Genomic DNA, 19,698 nt, shown 5'->3' on the forward strand with positions numbered 1-19,698 from the left:
ATTATGTTTAAGGAGTAGAGGATAAAAGCACCAATGGCTACAGTTAAAAATAATACAGAGAATGTCAATGCGAAATTTACCGCTGATATGGTCAGAACCTATCTGCGAGAAATTGGTCGTGTACCTTTGTTAAGCCGTGAACAAGAGATTGTCTACGGTAAACAAGTACAGCAGATGATGACGCTGCTAGAAGCTAAAGAAGCTTTGAGCAAGGAAATTGATCATGAACCTAGTTTATCAGAATGGGCTGCCCGTGTTAATCAATCAGAAACAGAAATAAATCATCTGATGGTACAAGGTAAGCGAGCCAAGCAAAAAATGATTGAGGCTAATTTACGCTTGGTTGTAGCTATTGCGAAAAAATATCAAAAGCGAAATATGGAATTTCTGGATTTAATCCAGGAAGGTACTTTGGGATTAGAACGGGGTGTGGAGAAATTTGATCCTATGCGGGGTTATAAGTTCTCAACCTATGCTTACTGGTGGATTCGTCAAGCAATTACCAGAGCGATCGCCCAACAAGGTCGAACCATTCGCCTACCAATCCATATTACCGAAAAATTGAACAAAATTAAAAAAGTTCAACGGGAGTTAGCACAAAAGCTAGGAAGATCACCCTCACCGACAGAAATCGCCAAAGAACTGGAGTTAGAACCGGCTCAGATTCGTGAATATCTGAATATGGCGCGTCAACCAGTCTCTTTAGATGTGCGCGTCGGTGAAAACCAAGATACCGAATTACAAGAAATGTTGGAAGATGACGGTCCTTCCCCTGAGTATTACACTACTCAAGAGTTTCTACGTCAAGACTTGAATAATTTACTTGCAGAACTCACACCCCAACAGCGTCAAGTTGTCGCCTTACGCTTTGGTTTAGAAGATGGAAATGAAATGTCCTTGGCGAAAGTTGGTGAACGGTTGAACCTCAGTCGGGAACGAGTCCGCCAGTTAGAGCATCAAGCCCTTGCACATTTACGTCGCCGTCGAGCTAATGTCAAAGAATACGTTGCCAGCTAAAACAGTATACGCGCAGAATTGTATATTGAAGCATCCCTCTTGGTGATGCGCCTCCTGAGTTGAAAACAGGGGGCGATTTTTTTTGGAGGAAATAACAAAAGTTCTGCAAATTTCTGATTTATTTTGCGAAATCTGTAGATGGGAAGTTGTATCTACTGGCAAATCAATACAAGAATTAAACATTGAAACAGGCTGAGAATTTTCAATCTCGATTTTACATCCCTCCAGTGGAGGATTTTATGAAGTGATGGATAAAATTTATTAACTAATGATAATCTGAGATTATTCCCCAAATTTACATAAATAGTGAGTTTTTGCTGAATTTAAAATTAAATATATAGATAAAACTTTTGAGGGAATCGTCAGTAATGAGTATTCAGTTATTATGGCAAAAATCCAGGAAACAACAATAGTTAACTTTATTACAGGAGAAATCCGATGCTTAATCATATTTCCAAATTAATGACTTCTAGCCAATTTAAATTTCCCATTGTTGGACTAATTGTTTCGGCTGGTATTTTGGGTATTAGTTATTCTAGTCAACAACATTACAAACTCCTCTCATCAACGGACTTAACTACTAATTACGTAGTACCCATAAATCAAAGACAGATTAACTTTGATTCTGCTGTGATTAAAGAGGAAGGTATGCAAAAATCACCAGTGAATATTTCTAATCAAATCTCTACTGATAAGTTAACAGAAAATATCACAACATTATCTACAAATATGAGAGAATTGGGGAGAAAAGGACAAATCCAATTTCCCGAACAAGATGGGACTTATCTTTATGGACAATCATCCACACCAAATGAATTAGGACAAGGTTACATTCTCTTTCAAAAACAACAAAGTAAAATTATTGGTGCTTTGTATGTTCCTCACTCTGAATTTAGTTGTTTTCAAGGAACTTTGGCTAAGTCAGGAGAATTAGCAATGACAGTGAAAAGTTCTCCCGGTGAAGTTGGTGTAATGGAGGTTTCTACAGCAAGTACGATCCCTAAAGTTAATGAAAATGAGTTCACAACTTATCCTTATTCATTAACTTTACAAGACTATCATCAGTTGAGTTCTGTAAGTTCTAATGATAGGGAAATTTTGCAGATATGTCAACAAGAAAGCGATGGTTTTAAATAAGTAGGTGAACGTAAATAATTATCCTTGGGATATAGCATTTTTAGTGAAGTACAAGAACCCCAAACCCAAACCCCTCCCCGCAAGCGAGGAGGAGGCTATAAATATACTCGATATGATTAGGAAATGCTATAAAGCAGGGAGAAATAAGTTAATGACCAATGACTAATGACTAATGACTAATGACCAATGACCAATGACCAATGACTAATGACCAATGACTAATGACTAATTTGAATTAATACTCAATTCCTGCTTGAGCTTTCACCCCTTGATCCTTAAAAGGATGCTTAACTAATGTCATTTCAGTGACTAAATCGGCTTTTTCAATTAATGCCGGTGGTGCGCCTCTTCCCGTGAGAATTACGTGCTTGTCTGCTGGTTTTTGAGCTAAACCTGCTAATATTTCTTCAACCTGTAAATAACCCAGTTTCAGAGCAATATTAATTTCATCGAGGAGAACTAATTTAAAGTCTGGGTTGTTGATAAATTCTAGGGATTTTTCCCAAGCAGCAGCAGCTTTATCAAGATCACGATCACGATCTTGAGTTTCCCATGTAAAGCCTTCTCCCATTGCATGAAATTCCAGTTGGTTTTCCCAATGGCTAAAAGCGCGTTTTTCTGCTGGTTCCCATGCGCCTTTGATAAACTGCACTATAGCTACTTTATATCCATGTCCGAGCGATCGCAACACCATTCCCAAAGCCGCTGTAGTTTTACCTTTACCATGACCAGTATTGACGATAATTAAACCTTTTTCCGGTATGGCTTTAGCTATTCTTTGATCTTGGACTTCTTTCCGTCGCTGCATTTTCTGACGGTATTTTTCATCAGTTTGGGATGATGAAATCACCTCATCAATTAACCGGGAAATTTCTTGATCTGGATTTAATTCTTCTGGAGTGTCGCTTTTCATAAACCCTGTTGATAAATAACTGTTAACACTAAGACAATGAAGTATAATTTTTCGGCTTTAATAAATTCATGAGTCATGATAGACCAGAAATTATATAAATTATGTTAGCTGCGATCTTAATAATTCAAAATTGATAGCATTTATTTTTTCAGTAATTTTTAAACATAAGCACTAAGAAATACCAATTCGTTAACCATGTCTTGGGCTGACTTGTCAGCAGCCAGTTTCAATAATCCTCGGAGTTGTTGACCAACTGAGTATTGCTGTTGTGAAGCCAAAATTATGCCAGTATGACTTTTATCCTCAGCCATAAAATCACGATGTAATCTGCAAAAATCACCGATATTGAAACTATAAATTACTCGCTTTTGTTCTGTTGCCCATATTAGTTGTTCTTCATCGGCATAACCCAATCTCTTAACATCGGTAACTGTAACAACATCCAAATCAGCATTTCTTAATGCTTGTATAAGTGCGATTTTTATAGTGTCTTCATCCAAATAGAAGCAAATACGATTCACGAGAGATGTCCTGTTTTATATTCTGCTTCGAGTCGCTGACATTCTTCTTGATATGCGGCAAATTCAGCATCGAGTAACTCCTTATTAGCATAATAATAAGCCAACGCAGTGTAAATACCTGCAATTGTCAAAAAAGGCTTATCTTCAATAATTTCTTCTGGAGTGATACCAGATTTAATCTCATTGACAATATACTGAATAGTAATGCGAGTGTCTGCAATGCGCGGACGACCACCACAAGTACCTGGTGTGCTAACAATCAAAGTGGAAATGTCTGTGAGGGTTGGCATCGGTTTCTGACTTAATCCTCTGAAATAATCTTATTGTAAACCAAAAAGAGCGATAGCGAAGCACTCCATAGAAATCGCATTTTTCGCCGCAGAGTAACGCTAAGTCGCTCTTTTTAAGCTTTTACTCTGCTTATATTTTATATCTCAATCGAACCAACATTAAAACAAAGTTCTAATTGCTCTCTACTGATTTCTAATTCCCAAACTTTATCTGTAATTTCCCTTTGTAATTCTTCAAGAAATGTCAAGAATGATTCTCGGTGGGATTCAATCTCATAGGACTTACGCACTGTACAAATTTACCATGATATGAATGAAGGAAATTGGGTCGTTTTCGGCTTTGGGAATAACTTATTGAGTAGGGTGCGTCAGATAGAGGGAATCTGTTTTTTTGTCAAAATATCGTGTCTGACGCACCCTACAAGGGATAAAATTTACCTCACATCTCACATATTTGGGGAATCTTGTCAATGCGTAAATCCTATATACTTAATTTCCGAGTAATCTTTAGCGTCACCCATAATAACCTCTATGCTCCAAATATCTTAAGTTTCGCCCATTTTATCACCATTTTCCTTTAAGTACGATTTGATTTTTACAGAGGAAGATAGTAAATTTGTCCTGTCAATTCTCCCTCTAAACAGCACTCTATCAGAAGCAGAATATCTTCTATCACCTGCCCAATTCGTGTATCTGTAATAACTTCAATAACTCCTGGCATTGGCTGACCTTGTGTGATTCGTTTATAGGCATAGTTTGTAATTGTAGCGACATCATGAGTAAGTAAAACTCGGTTTTCTTGGGCTGCCCATGCCAGGATAGTCGGGTCATCTTCACCCAAAAGACCAACATCTTGGACTCTGACAATATCAATATTTGGGTTACGTCGCAACAATCCCCTCACAATAGTATTATCAAAATTCTCATCAGCAAGCAGTTTCAACATACTTCCCGTTCTGCTTTCCTCGCCAGCAATCTATCACGCAACCCTTGGGGGTCAAATTTTGCCTCATTCATCCTGCGAATTTCCTGTGCTTGTTGCTGTCTTTGCTGTAGATACGCTTCCACTTCTTGTTGATGATTGAGGTAAAAGGCAATGGTAGCATAGATATCAGCAAGTTTAAGGGATGGATAACGGTAAGCAATTTCTTCTGCTGTTGTTCCTTGTTTAAAAACAGCAATTACCGTATCTAGTGTTACACGAGTTTTGCCTATCCTAATGACACCATCAGTGGTAAATTCCAATGGTGCGGGTTCGGATGCGATTCCTTCAGAGAGACTCACTAACGCTTGTGCCATAATTAATAACAAGTTAGTTATGTTTAATAATAGCAAATATTGGTTTAGATATACCTTTGAATTTACTTAAATAGAAATAGAAAATTGGATGACTCCCAAAGTATTCTTTTAAGCATTGTCACTAATTTATATCGCTTCAGAACATTTTAGCAACTTCCGTACATTTGAATACGATAACATTAGATTCAGCATATTTACTATTCAGGATTTCCCAAAAATGTCACAAAAGCCAGGTAAGAAAATTGCACCTATTCCCATGTCTAACAATGTTAGCGTGGTTGACTTGATTGATACCTATTTTACCGCTTACAACTCAGCCCGGTTGCGGGAAGCCTGTCAACTGCTGACTAAGGAAGTATTTCAAGAGGGTGTCACTGTGGGAGTTAGCCTGTCTGGGGCGATGACACCGGCAGGTTTCGGGGTTTCCGCCCTTGCGCCCCTAATTCGCAATGGTTTTATTGACTGGATGATTAGCACTGGCGCGAATCTTTACCATGATATGCACTATGGTTTGGGGTTTGAACTATTTGCTGGTAGTCCTTTTTTAGATGATGTTAAGTTGCGGGAAGAGGGGACAATTAGAATTTATGACATTGTTTTTGGTTATGATGTACTGCTAGAAACCGATGCTTTTATTCGCAAAGTTCTCCAAGCTGAACCTTTCCAAAAACCCATGGGAACGGCTGAATTTCATCATTTACTGGGTAAGTGCGTCTGGGAAATAGAAAAGCAATTGGGTGTGAAAAATTCCTGTTTATTGGCGACAGCTTATGAGTGTGGCGTACCTATTTATACTTCTTCTCCTGGGGATAGTTCCATAGGGATGAATGTCGCCGCTTTGGCTTTAGAAGGTTCAAAGCTGGTAATAGATCCGTCCATTGATGTCAACGAAACCGCAGCGATTGTTTATGGGGCGCGAGAAAATGAGGGGACAAGTGCGGCGGTAATTATTGGTGGTGGTAGTCCTAAAAACTTTTTATTACAAACACAACCGCAACTTCACGAGGTTTTAGGATTGGAAGAACGGGGACATGATTTTTTTGTGCAGTTTACTGATGCCCGTCCTGATACTGGTGGTTTATCCGGTGCGACTCCGGCAGAGGCGGTGAGTTGGGGTAAGATTGACCCAGATGAGTTACCTAGCGCTATTGTTTGTTATACCGACAGTACGATTGCTCTGCCTTTGGTGACGGCTTATGTTCTGAATCAGTGTCCACCACGCCCCCTAAAGCGGCTCTATGATGGACGGGAAGCTTTGTTAAATACTTTGCAAAAGGATTATCTAGCGGTTAAGGACAAGCCTGTTAGTCAGGGTAGTAATGCCAAAGCAGCTACTTATCCTTGCGGTACACCAGTGAAAGGTTAGGGTTTTATTATAAGTAATTGGACAAAAATATTTACAGTCATTGCGAGGGAAGGGAAGCAATCACAACCCTGGCGATTGCTTCATTTCACTTCGTTCCATATAGCTAACGCCACGCTGCGCTAACTTAATGACATTGTGTAATTAATTCTGTCTCACTACTTAATATTGTGGGCGATAGTGTTTGCGGAGCGTGTGCCTTGCACTCAGCGCTCCACAAAAATCGCTAATCAAGCTTAATCGCCCCTACATTTGTTCATCAAATTTTAAAACATCCTCTTATACTCACCTATGACCTATTAATCTTATTTGAATAGTTGAAAACTATTGAGGTTTATTTTGTTGACTACGAGAACGCATATTTTCCCGCATTTGCTTAATTTGCGCTTTCTGTTCAGGAGTTAATACAGCGTCTATTTGTTGTTTTGATGACTCTCTAATTTTTTTAATTTGAGCTTTTTGTTCAGCAGTTAAGCCTAATGAAGCAAAAATATCACCTCTTTTTCCACGTCCTTCTTTGCGTTGTTCTTGTCCTTGTTGACGTTGTGCTTTATGTTCTGCCATTGCAGCTTGTAATTTAGTCTTTTGTGCCGTCGTCAAAACAGCCTCAATTTGAGTGCGGGTATTGCTACGAATTTCTTTCATTTTAGCTTTTTGTTCAACGGTCAAATTCAACTTTTTAAATGAACCTTTTTTTTGCCATTCCTGACCAGGTTGGGGTGAAGATGAATTTTGTTCTGCTTGAACTGCAAAGGGAGTTGCGATTAAAGTCAAAGCCAGAGTACCAGCAATTAGTGATAATGTCTTTAGTTTCATAATTACCTTTTGGTTATGTTTGGTTATGTCGGGTTTCTATGTTCCTATCATAGAGACTAACACCAGTAACCACATGAGGCAAAAGTCACGTCTACACCCATTACTTTAGTCATGACATTAGCATTTAGATATTCTACTCCGATTCTATTTCAATTTAATCGTGATACAAATATTTATAGCGATTCTTAGCTGAGTGAAATACAAGAACCCCACCCCTAAACCCCTCCAATATCAAAAGTTTATCCTTTTCTTCCTCCGCTGTGGGGGGATTCAGGGGGTGCAGCTTATGATGTAAGTAATTGGACAAAAATATTTACAGTCATTGCGAGGGAAGGGAAGCAATCACAACCCTGGCGATTGATTCATTTCACTTCGTTATATATGGCTAACGCCACACTGTGCTAACACAATAACATTGTGCAATTAATTCTGTCTCGCTACTTATCTGTCTCATTCAAGTGCATACTGCTATATGGGAGGATGTTTTAAAAGTGGTATCCCGTAATTTTCATCACATTTTTACCCCCCTTTCCCCTTATGAAGGGGGGAAACAAGAAAATCCAGTTCCCTCCCCTTCACAAGGGGAGGGTTAGGGAGGGGTAAAAAATTTGATACAGCAATCATGACTTTTCAAACACCCTCTGAGTCAGGTTGAGGATTTCAGCCTTGTATACTCAAAACGGATTGATTGTTTGATTCTAAACGTAGGGGTAAAGCATGAGCTAAACACCTACACATCTGGGTTCTTTATCATTTGGCAAAAGTTTAAATCTCACCCGTGTTTAGTATGACTGTATTAATTATTAATCAATTATGAATCGTCCTATTCAGTTTAATAATCATCCTTTTCGATTTCTGTTGTATTTAGAATGGCTATTGTTGGGATTTTCAGCGTTAATGGCATTAATGCCATCTCCCTCACCGCGCTTTTCGGCAATGTATCCAGAATTGACAATTTGTAGTTTAACAATTTTTGGTTTAATGGGCTTAAGATTGCCTACTTTCAATAAAACCAATAAAATCATTTATACAGCATTGGAAGTTATCTTAATTTTAATTACTGGTTTTTTTGGTGGTAGAAGTGCGAGACTTTTTCCCTTTCTCTATTTAATTTTGGTAACTCGTAGTTGTTTGATTTTTCAACTTCCCGGACGATTAACAGTTACTTTATCTTCATTTATTTTATTTCTATTTACTCTGAGACAACGGATTCCTCCTGGAAGATTTTCACCAATAGCGCAGGAAAGATTTAGATTTTTTAGTTTTAGTTTGGCGGTTCTATTTGGTTTAAGTTTAGTATTTGTGTTACTACTAATGAATACTGTTTTAGCTGAACGGCAAGGTAGAGATAAACTGCAAGCTGCCAACGAAAAACTTCGTCAATATGCCTTGAAAATTGAAAGTCAGGCAACTTTGGAAGAACGCAACCGCATTGCTAGAGAAATTCATGATTCTTTAGGACATTCTCTAACGGCTCTAAATCTGCAATTAGAAACTGCTTTAAAGTTATCAAAACATGATACACCTAGAGCAATGACGTTTTTAGCCACTGCAAAAGAACTCGGTTCAAAAGCCTTAAAAGATATCCGGCAATCGGTTTCTACTATGAGATACCATCCTTTACAGGGACAAATATTAGAGGAGGCAATTAAGGTTCTTGCAGCGGATTTTCAGCGTTATAATGGCATTTTACCCAGTTGTCAAATTTCTATTATCTCTCCACTGCCTATGGAAATCAGCACTCCTATTTATCGAATCATTCAAGAATCATTAACGAATATTTCTAAATATGCCCAAGCCACAGAAGTTCAATTAGAATTAATAACAACTTTAGCAGGGTTGAAGTTAATAATTCAGGATAACGGCAAAGGTTTTGAAGTGGGGCAAAATACTACTGGATTTGGTTTACAAAGTATGCGCGATCGCACTTTAGCATTAGGAGGCGAATTTCAGATTAACAGCAGCCATAATCATGGTTGTCAAATAATAGTTGATATCCCTTATTCATATCCAGACATAGCAATGGAATAGCCTATTACCTATTACCCATTACCCATTACCCATAAAAATGATTACAGTCTTACTTGTAGATGATCAAAGCTTAATTCGTCAAGGTCTAAGAGCCTTATTAGAATTAGAAATAGATATAGAAATTGTGGGAGAAGCAGAAAATGGTCAAACCGCAATTAATCTAGTTGAAAAATTACAACCTAACGTAATTTTAATGGATATCAGAATGCCTATCATGGATGGAGTTGCTGCTACCAAAGAAATTAATCAGCATTTTCCTCACAGCAAAATTCTCATATTAACAACTTTTGATGATGATGAATATGTAAAAGCCGGATTACAAAATGGTGCAATGGGTTATTTACTCAAAGATACACCCTCAGAAGAGTTAGCAGTTGCCATTCGTGCAGTTGACAAAGGATATTCCCAATTAGGACCAGGAATAGTCAAAAAACTAGTTACTCAATTTCCGGCTACTTTGCCCCAAGCTGTATTAGCTGTACCACCGCACCTCACGGAACTTACCCCCAGAGAAAAAGAAGTTTTGCGGTTAATTGCCATTGGCGATAATAATCGAGAAATTGCCAAAAAACTGTATATTTCCGAAGGTACAGTCAAAAATCATGTCACCAATATGTTGAATCGGCTGAATTTACGCGATCGCACACAAGCTGCTATCCTAGCCAATAGTTTTTTGACATACTTAGAACAAGATATTTGAAATAAATAGCACGTAGTTTCTTTGATGTAGTCATTATCAGATTACAACCTTTCCTCAGCACCACATTTATATAGACATACTTGATAATATTGACAAAAATTAATACACAATACTCAAAACTTCCTATAGTTGACACTCTCAACAAAAACTAAAACAGAATACCCAAAATTGACACCGATTAAATCACCTCAAAAGCTGATGTCATATAAGTTACACAGCTTAAGATTACAAACAAAGCAATAATCTTAACTTATATTAATAATAAGAAAAACTAAATTCCGTATTTTTTCGGTATCATCTTAGTTTTGACTGGTGCATAATTTAAATCACAAGGATACTAGAAAAGAGGCATCCATTTACACAGTCCCATTATTGTTTCTTTAAAATAAATGATACTGTACTACTACAAGTAAAAAGAGTTTGTTAAATTCCGTATTTACTTGATTTTCCTACCCACTTTCCCATTTAAAACAACGGAGAATAATCATCATGGCTATCAACGCAGAAAAACTCAGCATGGTTTTACAAAACTTTGTTAGTGCTACTACTGATGTACAGGGAGCAGCACTTGTTACTCCCGATGGACTCCCTTTAGCAGCAAGCTTACCAGGTGGAATGGATGAAGAAAGGGTATCAGCCATGTCCGCATCTATGTTATCCTTAGGCGAAAGAATTGGTATGGAATTAGCCAGAGGAACTATTGACCGAATCTTTGTAGAAGGCAATAAAGGCTTTGGTATCTTAACTGGTTGTGGTCAAGATGCCGTGCTTCTAGTTTTAGCCAGTGAAAGTGCTAAACAAGGATTACTAATGCTAGAAATCAAACGAGTGCTAGCAGAATTAAAGCTGATCCTCATGTAAATCACATCACCTTAGAGGTTAACTTATCCAGAGTTCCCCAATAGATAAATACTGCTGATTCTAGGGAACTTTTTACTTAATTGGATGTGTTTATTTTTGCAGTAAGTAGCTAGATTGGTCGTGTCAGCCTGAGTACGGGATAGTGCCAACCTTGCCAGAATTAAACAAGAAGAAAATAAAAATGTGAGCAACTGTAAACATTTTTGTATCGAAGGGTGATAAAGATGGAAATTATGCGCTTGGTTGTCACAGGAACTGTAGGGGCTGGTAAATCTACCTTTATTCGTTCCGTTAGTGAAATTGAAGTTGTAGATACAGATACCCGTGCAACTGATGAAACAGCATTGCTGAAGAAAAGAACCACTGTAGCCTTTGACTTCGGTAGATTGCAATTTGGTCCAGATATGGCATTGCACCTTTACGGAACACCTGGTCAAACTCGCTTTGACTTTATGTGGGATATTTTGATTAATAAAGCACACGCTTATATTGTACTCATCGCAGCCCATAGACCAAGAGAATTTCGTCAAGCACGGAATATTATCAACTTCATGCAAGCGAGAGTTAGTGTACCGATGATCATCGGTATTAGCCATACAGATTGTCCCGGAGCTTGGGCAGAGGAAGATATATACTTAGCAATTGGTTATGTAGATGAGCAGAATCGGCCTCCTTTAGTTAAGGTGAATCCTAACGAAAGAGACTCAGTAGCAGAAGCAGTAATTCACTTAGTACAACACTTAATGGAAAGTTGTGCAGTTGAGAGTTAAGAGCTTTTTTGAAAGTACAAATTGGGATTTTGAATTCTGGGTTTTAATAAATCTCTTCTTCATCAAGGAGGCTGATTATGTCTATTAATGGTAACTTTGCAGATTTTTCTTTGCCAGAACTGCTGCAATTTTTAGATCAAGGCAAAAAGACAGGTATACTTCATATTGAATTGTCATCTGACAAAAATCAAACTAACGCCAAGCAACTTTATTATATTTGGCTGCATCAAGGACGAGTTGTAGCTGCATCTGATCGTTTAGATCAACAAGGTTTAACATTGTTAATTGCTCAACGAGGATGGGTAAGTGAGCGGGTAATTTCTAGGGTGACTCACATTTCTTCCTGTTTTATTAATTCACCTTTGGGACTGTGCCTAAAATCCCAAGGTTTAGTCCAACCAGAACAACTGAAACTATTGTTTAACTCTCAGGTTCTCCGTCCAGTCTGTGCCTTATTTCAAATTAAAGATGGTCAGTTCAAATTTGAACCAATTACAGCTTTACCATTGGGAGAAATGACAGGTTTGAGTATGTCCGCAACCGAAGTTATATTAATCGGATTGCGAGCATTACGAGACTGGAATGCCTTAGCTGAAAAACTACCAGATCCCACATCTGGCTTATCAGGTCTAAGTTCAAAACAGCCCAAATTACAGCTAAATGCTCAAGAATGGCAAGTATGGGAATTTGCCAATGGTGAAGTTGCCCTAGCCAAAATCGCCGATCAACTTAATCTCGCCGTAGATACAGTATTGCAAATAGCTTTCCGTCTCATTGTGATTGGTTTAGCAGAAGAACATTTTATGGTTGCCGCTACTTCTGTCTCCATGACCGAGGAAGTTTCTACTTACGAAATACCCATAGTTGCACCAATTCCAGAACCTACTCAAAAGCCAGCAGTTAGTCAATCATTTCTCAAAAATTTAGTCGGTTTTCTGCGGAGTAAAACTGCTTAATTAATCCTGTTACTGCTACTAGTACAGGTTGGCGTAAATAGCATGACCATTAAAAGCTCTGAAGATTTGATAGCCTACAAGGATTGAAAATGGTTCATTCACTTACGCCGCAGTGTAAGTAGTGAGACAGAATTAATTACACAATGTCATTGCGTTAGCGCAGCGTGGCGTTAGCCATAGGGAACGAAGTGAAATGAAGCAATCGCCAGGGTTGTGATTGCTTCCCTTCCCTCGCAATGACTGTAAATATTTTTGTCCAATTACTTGCTAGCTTAATTTTGAGAAATTTCTATACTCTATCTTTTACAGAGTAAAAACAGACATTAATTAAATCCAGATACGACTATCAATGAACAGAATCCTTTAACTGAGAATTTGAATTATGTCATTACGCAAAGAACTAGGCGATTTTAATAGTATTGTCTGTTTTAAATCTGCTATTACAGGTATGGAAGAAGCTCTTGGGGAAAAAGCTACAGCTATTGCCCTAACTACAGCCGGTCGTACTAGGGGTAAAAAGTTAGCTGAAGATTTAGGTTTAGCAGGATCTACACTTTCATTAGATGATGCAGCAGATAAATTAAAACAAGCTTTAGGTAAAGAAGGTACTTGTTTATGTATCGTTGAAAAGATTGTGGCTGACGGTGAAGTTATTAGAGTCTATACAACTGAAACCTTGTGTTCTGCTGGTGAAGTAGCAGGTTCAACCCGTAAATGCACTTTTACTATGGGTGCAGTTTGGGGTGCTGTTGAACAACTAATTGGTAAACGGTTGAGAGGAACACATACTGACTCAGTTCTCAGAGGTGGTACTCATGATGTGTTTGAATTCACTCCTTTGTAGGAATACCAAATTTTGAGAAATACTGATACTCTATCTTTTACAGAGTATTAACAAAAGTTAATTAAATCCACACCTAACTATTTTTAAGGATTCATTATGGCTATTGAACCTCGCGCTTTTTTGACCACCATGGAAACCCGGATTGGTCTAACGGCTGAAGATAAAAAGGTAATGCAAGCAAATACCGATTGGGGAACAGCAGTTGCTGAAGAAATGGCAAATCATTTCTATGAATTCCTGGGACGTGATGCAGAAATGAGTGGTATTTTAAATGCCACTGAGGGACGGGTTCATCGTTTACACGCCACCTTTATTGATTGGTTTAATCAAATGTTTACAGGGATGGATAATTGGGGCGATGAATATGCAAAATGTCGTTGGCATATTGGCTTGGTTCATGTGAAAATTGGTATTGCTCCTCAGCACGTAGTTCCAGCAATGGCAGTTGTGGTTGATAAAGTCGGCAAAAAACTCAAAGTTGATGGTAAATCAGATGAATTAAAAGATGCCTTGGCTAAAGTTTGTATGATTGATTTAGCTTTTATTGAACAAGCTTATGTAGAAGTTTCTTCCGCTGCGGTACTTAAAGAAACTGGTTGGTCAGCAGCCCTATTCAGACGTTTGATTGCTACTGGTGCATCTGATATGTAATAGGTAATGGGGAATGGGGAATAGGTAATAGGTAATGGGTAATGGGTAATGGGGAATAGGGTTTAGCAGTGTTTATTGGTGTCAACTTAGAGGGTGTTTTAAAAGTTATGGTTGATGTATCAAATATTTTTTACCCCACCCTAACCCTGCCCTTAGTAAGGGGAGGGAACTGGATTTTTATTGTTACCCCCAGGGGAAAGGGGGGTAACAATGTGATGAAAATTACGGGATACGACTTTTCAAACATCCTCTTAGGACTGGCGCATAGAATATGGCTTCCCCACGCCAAGATCAACCGCTGCTACACAAAAGTTCTTCTAGCGTCCCGCAGGGATAGTTAGTCTACGCGGACTAACGAAAAATCAAGGAATTTAAACCCACGCAGGTGGGTTTTGCTTGTGTAGACGCGGTTTCTAACCGCCCGGTTAACTTAATCAGTGACTCCTGCTATATAATGGATGTCAGTTATAATCGTTGACTGCTCATGCAAATTCCTCGTTTACATCCAGACACTATCGAAGAAGTGAAACTCAGGGCTGATATTGTTGATGTAGTCTCGGAGTATGTAGTCTTGCGGAAACGAGGTAAAGATTTTGTGGGGTTATGCCCTTTTCATGATGAGAAAAGTCCTAGTTTTACAGTTAGTCCCAATAAGCAAATGTATTATTGCTTTGGCTGTCAAGCTGCGGGTAATGCAATTAAATTTGTCATGGATTTGGGAAAACGCCAATTTGCAGATGTGGTACTAGATTTAGCAAAGCGTTATCAAGTCCCGGTTAAAACTTTAGAACCTGAACAAAGACAAGAATTACAACGGCAGATATCTTTACGTGATCAATTATATACTGTTCTCGCTTCCGCTGCTCAATTTTATCAACACACTTTAAGACAATCTCAAGGACAAAAAGCATTAGAGTATTTAGAAAAAACTCGTCAATTTAAACAAGGAACAATTCAACAATTTGGTTTAGGTTATGCTCCTGCGGGTTGGGAAACTCTTTACCGTTATTTGGTGGAAAGTAAACATTATCCGGTGCAATTGGTAGAACAAGCGGGATTAATTAAACCCCGGAAAGAAGGGGGCGGATATTATGATGTATTCCGCGATCGCCTAATGATTCCCATTCGTGATATTCAAGGCAGAGTTATTGCTTTTGGTGGCAGAACTTTAACAGATGAACAACCGAAATATCTCAATTCTCCAGAAACAGAATTATTTAGTAAGGGGAAAACCCTATTTGCTTTAGATGAAGCGAAAGACGGTATTTCTAAAGTAGATCAAGCTGTGGTTGTCGAGGGGTATTTTGATGCGATCGCTCTCCATGCAGCCGGAATTAATAACGCCGTTGCTTCCCTCGGTACAGCCTTAAGTTTAGAACAAGTGCGGCTCTTATTACGTTACACAGAATCCAAACAATTAGTCCTGAATTTCGATGCTGATAAAGCCGGAACAACCGCCACAGAAAGGGCAATTGGTGAAATTGCTAATTTGGCTTATACAGGGGAAGTCCAATTAAAAATTCTCAATTTACCTAATGGTAAAGATGCTGACGAATATCTACATAGTCATACCCCAGCAGATTATCAACAACTATTAACAAATGCGCCACTTTGGCTAGATTGGCAAATTCAAAATATTATTAAAAATCGAGATTTAAAACAAGCCACCGACTTTCAACAAGTCACCCAACAAATAGTTAAACTATTGCAGAATATAGTTAATAGTGATACACTTAATTATTATGTTTCCTACTGTGCAGAAATCCTGAGTTTAGGAGATACTAGACTGATTCCTTTAAGAGTTGAAAATCTCTTAACTCAAATTAAACCCGGTAGTATAAAACCCTCAATTCCGCGCACAAGCAGACCACCTACTAAAACCCCAAAGCTATCTTTAGTAACAACTGAACGGAGTTTACTAGAACGAGCCGAGGCATTATTGTTAATTATTTATCTTCATTCTTCCCAGCAGCGGCAAATAATTATTGAAGATTTAGAAACCCGCAATTTAGAATTTAGTCTTTCTCATCATCGTTTTTTGTGGCAACAAATGGCAGAATTCATAGTTGATGAAGTTGATTTAATTTCTAGTGTGCAAAATAGATATTTAGAATTAGGGGAAGAATTAGACATAGTTTCCCATATATTTCATCTCAATGAAAAAAATAAAACAGAAATATTGCGAACTCCTCACGTTATCCAAGCAGCACTAGCTTGTATGGAAAGAGTATTCAGAGAAAAACGCTATCGTTATTTTATGGAACAATGGGAAAAAATAGACCCTCAAACCGAACCAGAAAAAGATAAATATTATGCTGAAGCCATATATATAGAAAAAATCCATTTACACGACTTGGAGAAACAGCGACAATTTTCTATTACCGATTTAATTTAAGAACTTGCGTAGGTTGGGTTGACGCAAGGAAACCCAACATTTAAATAATTGTCTGAATCAGGATACTCAGGATTTCAGGATTTACAGGATTTTTGTTTTCATAATGATTTAGCGGATTTTATCATTTAAATAATTGTCAGAATCAAGTTATTATCATTTTTTGAATTATAATATTAACATAATTTCGGAATTATCACAAATATTTAATCTCATAATCCTGAAAATCCTAAAATCCTGGAAATCATGATTCAGACAAATATTTAATCTCATAATCCTGAAAATCCTAAAATCCTGGAAATCATGATTCAGACAAATATTTAATCGTAACCGTTCACGGGGGGTACAAAAAACACTCTATATGAGATTCCACGAAAACAGCATGAAAAACGTTATAGATTTGATTTTTTTAGGTCATTTGAAATTCGCAAAATCTCTATATCGGTTTGCAAATCGTTTTCTAGCCAATTTAAGAACCATTCGTTAATATGTCAAGTTGCCTGAAAAACCCAACAGACAAAGCTTTCAGGTTTTTTAATAAATTCTCACCCCCTGTGAACGGTTACGTTTAAATATATTAGATCCCCGACTTCTCAAAGAAGTCGGAGATCTGAGAATGATAATATTTATGATTACTTCTGGGTGATATGTTTCAATAGACCTTGACAGGCATCCATCAGTAAATCTATCACATGATTAAAGCCCTCAACCCCACCATAATAGGGGTCTGGGACTTCCTTGAGGGTGTGTGTAGAGCAAAAATCACACATCAACCTAACTTTAGAATGATATTGCCCAGAACGGTCAACAGCGAGGATATCATCATAATTATTACGATCCATTGCCAAAATCAAATCAAACTCTTGAAAGTCACGGATTTGAAATTGCCGAGCTTGTCCAATGAGTTTAAATCCTAACTTATTCTCTGCTGCGGCACTCATGCGTCGATCCGGTGCTGCACCAATGTGATAACCAGCAGTACCGGCAGAATCGCAAAGAATTGTATTATTTAACCTGGCTTGGTCAATGAGATGATTCATAATATTTTCAGCCGATGGCGATCGGCAAATATTACCAAGGCAGACAAACAGTAGCTTATAAGGCATAATATTTTGATTTAAGTTTTAGTTTTGTGTCAGTTGCCAGTTATTTTACACTCCTGACCACTGACCGGGAATTTTAGATTTTGGATTTTAGATAAAAAAGTTCGGTACGAGTTCCCATCCTTGAGAATGGAAAAATACTCGTTGCGCTGCGCTGCGTACGCTTCGCTAACGTCAATCCCAAAACCAAAATTTTTGAGCTTCTACACTTTAGGTTGGAGTCAATCCAAAATCCAAAATCCAAAATCGTCAATCCAAAATTGAGTGGCTAAGTAGTGAGACAGAATTAATTACACAATGTCATTGCGTTAGCGCAGCGTGGCGTTAGCCATAGGGAACGAAGTGAAATGAAGCAATCGCCAGGGTTGTGATTGCTTCCCTTCCCTCGCAATGACTGTAAATATTTTTGTCCAATTACTTACATTCCAGGTAATTCCAGTCCACTGGTTAGATCTTCCATACGTTCTCGCATGGTTTCGGTGGACTTTTTATAGGCATCTTTCATCGCCGCCGCGACTAAATCAGAAAGCACTTCTGGACCTTCTGCTAAAGCAGATGGAGCAATTTCTACTCGTTTGGGTTCTTGGTTGCCACTGACGACGACTTTCACAAGTCCACCACCAGATTCTCCAAGAATCTCCATTTGCTCCAATTCTTCTTGAAGACGCTTTGCACCTTCTTGAACTTGTTGCGCTTTTTTAAATGCTTCGGCTAGTTCTTTCATTTTGCCTAAGCCAAAGCCAAATCCCTGTCCTTTTTCTGCCATAACTGGTTATCCGCTGTACGATTGTTGACAAATCAAATTCAATTATAGATGCGATGAGTCATTAGTCATTAGTCATTAGTCATTAGTCATTAGTCATTGGTAATTTAATTACTCTTGCCTATTGCCTATTGCCTCTTGCCTTTATTTAGCAACCTGCTTGAAACTCACCTAACATTTTCACTTCTGGTTCTAGCCAAATTGACCAGCGTTCTTGCACCTCATTTTGAACATGACGAATAAGGGAGAAAATATCGCTGGCTTTAGCTCCTCCCCGATTGACGATAAAATTAGCATGAAGTTGGGCGACTTGCGCTCCTCCTAATTGATAACCCTTGAGTCCGGTTTGTTCAATTAACCAACCAGCAGAATAAGGTTTAGGATTTCTAAACACACTGCCACAACTAGGATAGCTGTAGGGTTGAGTGCTGAGTCGGTGTTTTTTATGTTCCTTAGTTCTAGCTGTCACTTGCACAGGATCTGCTCCTGGTTGCAGTTGGAAGGTGGCTTGAGTCACAATCCGCTTACGACCTTGGAGGAGTGAACTCCTGTATGTGTAACCTAATTCCTCTGGGGTGAGAGTTGCCAAAGTTCCATCTGGAGAAAGAACTTGAGCGCTAACTAACATATCTGCGATACAGCTATTGTGCGCTCCAGCATTCATTACCACTGCACCGCCCACAGTTCCGGGAATACCCACAGCCCATTCTAATCCTTCCCATCCTAAAGCGGCTGCGTCCCATGCTAGAGTCGGGATAGGTTCTCCGGCGGATACAGTTAATTGACCTGTAGTTGGGTCAAAGTTTTTAGACCGGAGATGACGAGTGGCAATGACTAGACCGGGTATGCCGCGATCGCTCACCAACAAATTAGAACCAGCACCCAATACTGTGATTGCTAAATTATTTTCTTTTGCGTACTCAATACTTACTTGTAACGCTTCTAAATCATAGGGAGAAACATAGCACTCAGCCTCTCCACCAACTCGATAAGAAGTAAACGCTGACAAAGAAGTATGAGTTTTCAAAGGACAATTCGTCCCTGGTAGGTAAATTAATTTACTATTATCCACATCATCTTTTGTTTGCATTTGTGGAGTGAAATTAGAAAATTCGCAGATTTTGCCAAATCCCTGGGAAGTTATCATCTTTACTTCAATTAGTGAATTTTTGACATTTGTTATTTATGGCAACAGACAAGATAGTGAGGACATCAATTAACTGTGAAACTCAGAAGACAACAGGGTTTTATTCCTGAATCGGTGAATCTTT

20 protein-coding genes are annotated in these 19,698 nt (G+C 38.4%); 11 read left to right on the forward strand and 9 right to left on the reverse strand.

What is annotated here, in order from left to right:
• The first annotated feature begins 33 nt into the window (after window positions 1-33).
• Both NG743_RS06350 and NG743_RS06355 read left to right on the forward strand, forming a co-directional pair.
• Entirely contained in the window at window positions 34-1,017 is a 984-nt protein-coding gene (locus tag NG743_RS06350; RefSeq protein WP_027404365.1) for an RNA polymerase sigma factor, RpoD/SigA family, read from the forward strand.
• A gap of 438 nt (window positions 1,018-1,455) precedes the next feature.
• Window positions 1,456-2,154, forward strand: coding sequence for a hypothetical protein (locus NG743_RS06355; protein WP_257121712.1), 699 nt, complete (start codon window positions 1,456-1,458; stop codon window positions 2,152-2,154).
• Between the two features lie 235 nt (window positions 2,155-2,389).
• Here the strand turns inward: NG743_RS06355 and cobO are convergent, their stop codons facing one another.
• The 5 genes from cobO to NG743_RS06380 form a co-directional block, all read right to left on the reverse strand.
• The gene (gene cobO / locus NG743_RS06360) at window positions 2,390-3,067 is read right to left on the reverse strand and encodes a cob(I)yrinic acid a,c-diamide adenosyltransferase (RefSeq protein WP_027404363.1); all 678 of its coding nucleotides are present in this window, start codon (window positions 3,065-3,067) and stop codon (window positions 2,390-2,392) included.
• A 158-nt stretch (window positions 3,068-3,225) separates the two neighbouring features.
• Complete coding sequence (locus NG743_RS06365; RefSeq protein WP_027404362.1) at window positions 3,226-3,588, reverse strand: DUF5615 family PIN-like protein; 363 nt, start codon at window positions 3,586-3,588, stop codon at window positions 3,226-3,228.
• On the reverse strand, window positions 3,585-3,878 hold the full coding sequence (locus NG743_RS06370; RefSeq protein ID WP_027404361.1) for a DUF433 domain-containing protein: 294 nt from the start codon (window positions 3,876-3,878) through the stop codon (window positions 3,585-3,587). Before NG743_RS06370 ends, NG743_RS06365 begins: the two co-directional genes overlap by 4 nt.
• A gap of 595 nt (window positions 3,879-4,473) precedes the next feature.
• A complete protein-coding gene (locus NG743_RS06375) occupies window positions 4,474-4,824 on the reverse strand; it encodes a DUF5615 family PIN-like protein (RefSeq protein ID WP_027404360.1) in 351 nt (116 codons plus the stop codon).
• A complete protein-coding gene (locus NG743_RS06380) occupies window positions 4,818-5,177 on the reverse strand; it encodes a DUF433 domain-containing protein (protein ID WP_027404359.1) in 360 nt (119 codons plus the stop codon). Before NG743_RS06380 ends, NG743_RS06375 begins: the two co-directional genes overlap by 7 nt.
• Window positions 5,178-5,394: 217 nt before the next feature.
• On the opposite strand from NG743_RS06380, the gene NG743_RS06385 reads away from it, so the two are divergent.
• Window positions 5,395-6,543: a homospermidine biosynthesis protein gene (locus NG743_RS06385; protein ID WP_193962684.1), complete on the forward strand. Its 1,149-nt coding sequence runs from the start codon at window positions 5,395-5,397 to the stop codon at window positions 6,541-6,543.
• A 321-nt stretch (window positions 6,544-6,864) separates the two neighbouring features.
• Here the strand turns inward: NG743_RS06385 and NG743_RS06390 are convergent, their stop codons facing one another.
• Complete coding sequence (locus NG743_RS06390) at window positions 6,865-7,356, reverse strand: Spy/CpxP family protein refolding chaperone (RefSeq protein WP_027404357.1); 492 nt, start codon at window positions 7,354-7,356, stop codon at window positions 6,865-6,867.
• 813 nt (window positions 7,357-8,169) lie between these two features.
• On the opposite strand from NG743_RS06390, the gene NG743_RS06395 reads away from it, so the two are divergent.
• The 8 genes from NG743_RS06395 (at window position 8,170) to dnaG (ending at window position 16,564) form a co-directional block, all read left to right on the forward strand.
• The gene (locus NG743_RS06395; RefSeq protein ID WP_257121713.1) at window positions 8,170-9,387 is read left to right on the forward strand and encodes a sensor histidine kinase; all 1,218 of its coding nucleotides are present in this window, start codon (window positions 8,170-8,172) and stop codon (window positions 9,385-9,387) included.
• 37 nt (window positions 9,388-9,424) lie between these two features.
• Window positions 9,425-10,087, forward strand: coding sequence for a response regulator (locus tag NG743_RS06400; RefSeq protein WP_027404355.1), 663 nt, complete (start codon window positions 9,425-9,427; stop codon window positions 10,085-10,087).
• A 489-nt stretch (window positions 10,088-10,576) separates the two neighbouring features.
• Window positions 10,577-10,948, forward strand: coding sequence for a roadblock/LC7 domain-containing protein (locus NG743_RS06405; RefSeq protein ID WP_027404354.1), 372 nt, complete (start codon window positions 10,577-10,579; stop codon window positions 10,946-10,948).
• 224 nt (window positions 10,949-11,172) lie between these two features.
• The gene (locus NG743_RS06410; protein ID WP_027404353.1) at window positions 11,173-11,718 is read left to right on the forward strand and encodes a GTP-binding protein; all 546 of its coding nucleotides are present in this window, start codon (window positions 11,173-11,175) and stop codon (window positions 11,716-11,718) included.
• A gap of 77 nt (window positions 11,719-11,795) precedes the next feature.
• A complete protein-coding gene (locus NG743_RS06415; protein WP_027404352.1) occupies window positions 11,796-12,674 on the forward strand; it encodes a DUF4388 domain-containing protein in 879 nt (292 codons plus the stop codon).
• A gap of 382 nt (window positions 12,675-13,056) precedes the next feature.
• Window positions 13,057-13,518, forward strand: a complete 462-nt coding sequence (locus tag NG743_RS06420) for a hypothetical protein (RefSeq protein ID WP_027404351.1) — start codon at window positions 13,057-13,059, stop codon at window positions 13,516-13,518.
• 96 nt (window positions 13,519-13,614) lie between these two features.
• The gene (locus NG743_RS06425) at window positions 13,615-14,169 is read left to right on the forward strand and encodes a protoglobin domain-containing protein (protein WP_027404350.1); all 555 of its coding nucleotides are present in this window, start codon (window positions 13,615-13,617) and stop codon (window positions 14,167-14,169) included.
• 484 nt (window positions 14,170-14,653) lie between these two features.
• Complete coding sequence (gene dnaG / locus NG743_RS06430) at window positions 14,654-16,564, forward strand: DNA primase (RefSeq protein WP_027404349.1); 1,911 nt, start codon at window positions 14,654-14,656, stop codon at window positions 16,562-16,564.
• Between the two features lie 629 nt (window positions 16,565-17,193).
• Here dnaG and NG743_RS06435 read toward each other — a convergent pair.
• The 3 genes from NG743_RS06435 to murB form a co-directional block, all read right to left on the reverse strand.
• On the reverse strand, window positions 17,194-17,667 hold the full coding sequence (locus NG743_RS06435) for a low molecular weight protein-tyrosine-phosphatase (RefSeq protein WP_071992849.1): 474 nt from the start codon (window positions 17,665-17,667) through the stop codon (window positions 17,194-17,196).
• Between the two features lie 415 nt (window positions 17,668-18,082).
• The gene (locus NG743_RS06440) at window positions 18,083-18,430 is read right to left on the reverse strand and encodes a YbaB/EbfC family nucleoid-associated protein (RefSeq protein ID WP_027404347.1); all 348 of its coding nucleotides are present in this window, start codon (window positions 18,428-18,430) and stop codon (window positions 18,083-18,085) included.
• A gap of 145 nt (window positions 18,431-18,575) precedes the next feature.
• Complete coding sequence (gene murB, locus NG743_RS06445) at window positions 18,576-19,574, reverse strand: UDP-N-acetylmuramate dehydrogenase (protein WP_027404346.1); 999 nt, start codon at window positions 19,572-19,574, stop codon at window positions 18,576-18,578.
• Between the last annotated feature and the right edge of the window lie 124 nt (window positions 19,575-19,698).

It is taken from the genome of Dolichospermum heterosporum TAC447 (genome assembly GCF_024584745.1).
Lineage (GTDB): Bacteria > Cyanobacteriota > Cyanobacteriia > Cyanobacteriales > Nostocaceae > Dolichospermum > Dolichospermum heterosporum.

Excerpts from the sequence above, each read along its gene's own strand:
- NG743_RS06350 (WP_027404365.1), top strand. The coding sequence starts at position 34 with ATGGCTACAGTTAAAAATAATACAGAGAATGTCAATGCGAAATTTACC.
- NG743_RS06355 (WP_257121712.1), top strand. The coding sequence starts at position 1,456 with ATGCTTAATCATATTTCCAAATTAATGACTTCTAGCCAATTTAAATTT.
- cobO (WP_027404363.1), bottom strand. The coding sequence starts at position 3,067 with ATGAAAAGCGACACTCCAGAAGAATTAAATCCAGATCAAGAAATTTCC.
- NG743_RS06370 (WP_027404361.1), bottom strand. The coding sequence starts at position 3,878 with ATGCCAACCCTCACAGACATTTCCACTTTGATTGTTAGCACACCAGGT.
- NG743_RS06375 (WP_027404360.1), bottom strand. The coding sequence starts at position 4,824 with ATGTTGAAACTGCTTGCTGATGAGAATTTTGATAATACTATTGTGAGG.
- NG743_RS06380 (WP_027404359.1), bottom strand. The coding sequence starts at position 5,177 with ATGGCACAAGCGTTAGTGAGTCTCTCTGAAGGAATCGCATCCGAACCC.
- NG743_RS06385 (WP_193962684.1), top strand. The coding sequence starts at position 5,395 with ATGTCACAAAAGCCAGGTAAGAAAATTGCACCTATTCCCATGTCTAAC.
- NG743_RS06390 (WP_027404357.1), bottom strand. The coding sequence starts at position 7,356 with ATGAAACTAAAGACATTATCACTAATTGCTGGTACTCTGGCTTTGACT.
- NG743_RS06395 (WP_257121713.1), top strand. The coding sequence starts at position 8,170 with ATGAATCGTCCTATTCAGTTTAATAATCATCCTTTTCGATTTCTGTTG.
- NG743_RS06400 (WP_027404355.1), top strand. The coding sequence starts at position 9,425 with ATGATTACAGTCTTACTTGTAGATGATCAAAGCTTAATTCGTCAAGGT.
- NG743_RS06405 (WP_027404354.1), top strand. The coding sequence starts at position 10,577 with ATGGCTATCAACGCAGAAAAACTCAGCATGGTTTTACAAAACTTTGTT.
- NG743_RS06410 (WP_027404353.1), top strand. The coding sequence starts at position 11,173 with ATGGAAATTATGCGCTTGGTTGTCACAGGAACTGTAGGGGCTGGTAAA.
- NG743_RS06415 (WP_027404352.1), top strand. The coding sequence starts at position 11,796 with ATGTCTATTAATGGTAACTTTGCAGATTTTTCTTTGCCAGAACTGCTG.
- NG743_RS06420 (WP_027404351.1), top strand. The coding sequence starts at position 13,057 with ATGTCATTACGCAAAGAACTAGGCGATTTTAATAGTATTGTCTGTTTT.
- NG743_RS06425 (WP_027404350.1), top strand. The coding sequence starts at position 13,615 with ATGGCTATTGAACCTCGCGCTTTTTTGACCACCATGGAAACCCGGATT.
- dnaG (WP_027404349.1), top strand. The coding sequence starts at position 14,654 with ATGCAAATTCCTCGTTTACATCCAGACACTATCGAAGAAGTGAAACTC.
- NG743_RS06435 (WP_071992849.1), bottom strand. The coding sequence starts at position 17,667 with ATGCCTTATAAGCTACTGTTTGTCTGCCTTGGTAATATTTGCCGATCG.
- NG743_RS06440 (WP_027404347.1), bottom strand. The coding sequence starts at position 18,430 with ATGGCAGAAAAAGGACAGGGATTTGGCTTTGGCTTAGGCAAAATGAAA.
- murB (WP_027404346.1), bottom strand. The coding sequence starts at position 19,574 with ATGATAACTTCCCAGGGATTTGGCAAAATCTGCGAATTTTCTAATTTC.